This window comes from Pseudorhodoplanes sp. (genome assembly GCF_035565795.1).
Classification (GTDB): Bacteria; Pseudomonadota; Alphaproteobacteria; order Rhizobiales; family Xanthobacteraceae; genus Pseudorhodoplanes.
Map to the genome: position 1 here is coordinate 1 of NZ_DATMRV010000187.1, position 3,446 is coordinate 3,446.

Here is a 3,446-nt window from a genome sequence, read left to right on the forward strand (position 1 = left end):
GCGCCAGTATTCGCCCGGATATTTCTTGCAGATCGCGCGCACGCCTTCGCGGATATCCGGATAGTCCTCGCCGAGCGGGACCGAAACATTCAGCGCGTCAGTGTTGATGGCATCCATGTTGTTGTCCTTCTTGTTGCGCCCCCTGCGCCCTTGCGCTTACGAGTGGCGCTTCTCGTTGTGCTGCAGCAGCATGTCGTTGTCTTCCGCAAGCGCCGGCGGATTCTTGCGGAACGCCGGACGTTCGCCGTCGAATTGCAGCGGCAGGCCGACCAGCTTGAATTTACGATCGGCGCTCTCCTGAACGATGCCGACCGCCTCAGTCTGCGGATGGCTCAGCACCTCGTCGAGCGTCTGCAGCGCAGAACAAGGCACCGACACCGCAGCAAGCGTATCCAGCCAATACTGCCGCGGCTTTGTGATGATCACCTCGGCCACGGCAGCGTTGACGCGTTGACGATTGCGTACGCGGTTTGCGTTCGTATCCATCTGCGGGTCCTGTGGCCATTCCGGATGTCCGAGTGCACCCGCGAGCCGGCGGAATAGATTGTCGTTGGCGGCAGCGATGACGACCCATCCGTCGCTCGCCTCGTAAGCCTTGTACGGCGCCATGCCGCCATTCTCGGAGCCGCCGGGCCCCGGCACCTGGCCCGATGCGAGGTAGCGCGCGACATGCATGCACATCCACGACAGCGCGGTCTCGAACAGCGAGGTATCGACCACGCAGCCATCGCCGCCATCCTTGCGGCGCAGCAGCGCTGTCAGGATGCCGATAACCGCCCACATGCCGGCGCCCTGATCGATGATCGAGGGGCCGGTGCGCACCGGCTCCTGGCCGGGATGACCGGTCACGCTCATCAGTCCGCCGAAGGCCTGCAGCAACGGATCGTAGCCGGGCGCGTCCTTCATCGGCCCTGCCGAACCGAACGCGGTCATGTTGCAATAGATCAGCGAGGGCTTCCGCGCGCGCAGCGTGGCCGCATCCAGACCATATCGCTCGACGAGACCGGGGCGCATGTTCTGCACCACGATATCGGCCTTCTCGACGATAAAGCGACGGAGAGTCTCCAGCGTCGCCGGATCCTTCATGTCGGCCGCGATGGAATGCTTGTTGCGGTTGATCGACTGGAAGGTGCTCGCCGCTCCATGCATGAAAGGCGGGCCCCAGTTCCGCGCATCGTCGCCGCCGCCGGGATTTTCGACCTTCACGACGGTCGCGCCAAGCTCGGCCAGGATCATCCCGGCGATCGGCGCAGCGACGCTGTGGCCAAGTTCGATGACAGTGATGTCCTTGAGCGGCAGTTGCATCCGGCAGCGTCCTTTTTCTGAGCCGACGTAAAAACCCGCGTAGTTGCTATGTCAATCACACGTTTGACAGGTCAACATTACCCGTCACCATGTTTCGCGCTCCGAAAAGCCGCGCGGCATGCGGCAAAACGATCGAGAAAACGCAGGCAAAAGGTTTGACCGGTTCCCTGCGCCACAGCCAAGATGGCGCAAACGCACAACATGCCGGATCAACCGGCTGTGTCCGGGAGGAACAATGTCGTCACGCTTCGCCTCGCTGCTGCTGGCTGCCGCCCTGACGGCGGTGTCGGCGCCCGCCTTCGCACAAACCTATCCGTCGAGCCCGATTCGCATCCTTGTCGGCTTCGGTCCGGGCTCAACGGCCGATACGCTGGCGCGACTGGTCGGAAAACACATGGAGCAGGTTTTCGGTCAGCCGGTCGTTGTGGAAAACCGGCCCGGCAATTCCTCGATGATCGCGGCCGATACGGTCGCACGCGCAGCGCCTGACGGCTACACGCTGTTCATGGCGACGGTCGCGCAGACGCTCAATCCGGCGCAGACCAAATCGGGCTTCGATCTTTCCAAACAGATGGCGCCGGTTGCGCTGCTCGGCGTCGTACCGAACATGCTGGTGGCGCATCCCGATGTGCAGGCCAGGACGCTGAAGGACGTGATAGCGCTCGCCAAGAGCAAGCCTGACAGCCTGACCTTCGGCACCTCGGGCTCCGGCACCGCAAGCCATCTCGCCGCGGAACTGTTCAACCAGAAGGCCGGAACGAAGATTGTGGCCGTGCACTATCAGGGCGGCAGCAACCAGGCTTTGACCGACCTCCTCGCCGGACGCATCACGCTCATGTTCAACGTCGCGGCGACGCTCGCCCCGCATGTGAAGAACGACAAGCTGAAGGCGCTCGCCATCGCGCAGCCGAAGCGCGCGGGCATCATGCCCGAATTGCCGACGATGGACGAGGCCGGCATGCCAGGTTTCGATGTGGGAATCTGGATCGGACTTCTGGCGCCGGCCGGCACGCCCGCCGATGTGGTCGAGAAGCTGTCGAAAGCGGCAAACGACGCGCTCAAGACCGAGGTCGTGACAAAAGCGATGTCGACGCAAGGGATCGACGTGCTCGGCGGAACGCCGAAGGAATTCGAGACATTCATCCGCGCCGATATCGACAAGTGGAACGCGCTGCTGGCGGCGATGAAGAAGGATTAGTCCAGGTCGTGCGTACCCCGCGAAGGCAGGGACCCAATCCTTTCTGGATTCCCGCCTTCGCGGGAATGAGCGGAGTATGAGGCGCGGTCGCGACGGTCGGAACTCCCCCCTGAAAGGGGGAGGTAAGAAGGAAAATCACTTCGTCCCGTACATCCGGTCGCCGACATCGCCGACGCCCGGCACGATGTAACCTGAAGCATCGAGTTCCTCATCGATCGCCGCCGTCCAGATATGCACGTCGGGATGATGTGCTTGCACCTTGTCGATGCCCTGCGGCGTCGCAAGGAGACACACGATCCGCACGGACTTCGCTCCGGCTTCCTTGAGCCGGTCGACAGCAGCGACCGCCGAATTGCCGGTCGCCAGCATCGGATGCAGCACCAGCACGAGGCGCTCGGCGATGTCCTCGGGCGCCTTGAAGAAATACTCCACGGCCACAAGCGTGCGCGGATCGCGATAGAGCCCGATGTGAGCTACGCGCGCGGCGGGCACGAGTTCGAGCATGCCCTCGAGAAAGCCCATGCCCGCGCGCACGATCGGCGCGAGGACCAGCTTCTTGCCGGACAGGATCGGCGACTTCATCGACGCGAACGGCGTCTCGATGTCGATCATCTCGAGCGGGAGATCGCGCGTGACTTCGTAACAGAGCAGATTGCCGATCTCGGAAAACAGTTCGCGGAACGCTTTGGTCGAGCGGTTCTTGTCGCGCAACAAGGTCAGCTTGTGCTGCACCAATGGATGATCGACGATAGTGACGCCGCGCATATTGAACTCCAAAGAACCGGCGATCCTCGAAATGGCTAAAACACAGTGCCGTCGCTGATAACATGAATCGGTGGTGCCCCGCCCGGACGCCTGGCATTGGCGAGACGTCGTCCGGCCGCCCAGGTGCCGCCCTCGAGCACCGCCCCGAGCGGGAAGTTGGCCGCGTCAAGCTGAAGCT

At 62.9% G+C, this 3,446-nt stretch carries 4 protein-coding genes; 1 reads left to right on the top strand and 3 read right to left on the bottom strand.

Annotated features, from left to right (window positions below; genetic code table 11):
• Positions 1-156: 156 nt before the first annotated feature.
• The gene (locus VNZ93_RS16705; protein WP_325707510.1) at positions 157-1,305 is read right to left on the bottom strand and encodes a CoA transferase; all 1,149 of its coding nucleotides are present in this window, start codon (positions 1,303-1,305) and stop codon (positions 157-159) included.
• 235 nt (positions 1,306-1,540) lie between these two features.
• Here VNZ93_RS16705 and VNZ93_RS16710 point away from each other — a divergent pair, with 235 nt between their 5' ends.
• Positions 1,541-2,503 (top strand): tripartite tricarboxylate transporter substrate binding protein, encoded by a 963-nt coding sequence (locus tag VNZ93_RS16710; protein ID WP_325707513.1) that lies wholly within the window; start codon positions 1,541-1,543, stop codon positions 2,501-2,503.
• 135 nt (positions 2,504-2,638) lie between these two features.
• Here VNZ93_RS16710 and upp read toward each other — a convergent pair whose 3' ends face one another.
• Together upp and VNZ93_RS16720 are read right to left on the bottom strand one after the other, a co-directional pair.
• The gene (gene upp / locus VNZ93_RS16715; RefSeq protein WP_325707516.1) at positions 2,639-3,268 is read right to left on the bottom strand and encodes a uracil phosphoribosyltransferase; all 630 of its coding nucleotides are present in this window, start codon (positions 3,266-3,268) and stop codon (positions 2,639-2,641) included.
• A 35-nt stretch (positions 3,269-3,303) separates the two neighbouring features.
• A partial coding sequence (locus VNZ93_RS16720) for a DUF1688 family protein (protein WP_325707519.1) occupies positions 3,304-3,446 on the bottom strand: 143 nt, incomplete at its 5' end.

Coding starts and splice junctions, on each gene's coding strand:
- VNZ93_RS16705 (WP_325707510.1), bottom strand. CDS start 1,305: ATGCAACTGCCGCTCAAGGACATCACTGTCATCGAACTTGGCCACAGC.
- VNZ93_RS16710 (WP_325707513.1), top strand. CDS start 1,541: ATGTCGTCACGCTTCGCCTCGCTGCTGCTGGCTGCCGCCCTGACGGCG.
- upp (WP_325707516.1), bottom strand. CDS start 3,268: ATGCGCGGCGTCACTATCGTCGATCATCCATTGGTGCAGCACAAGCTG.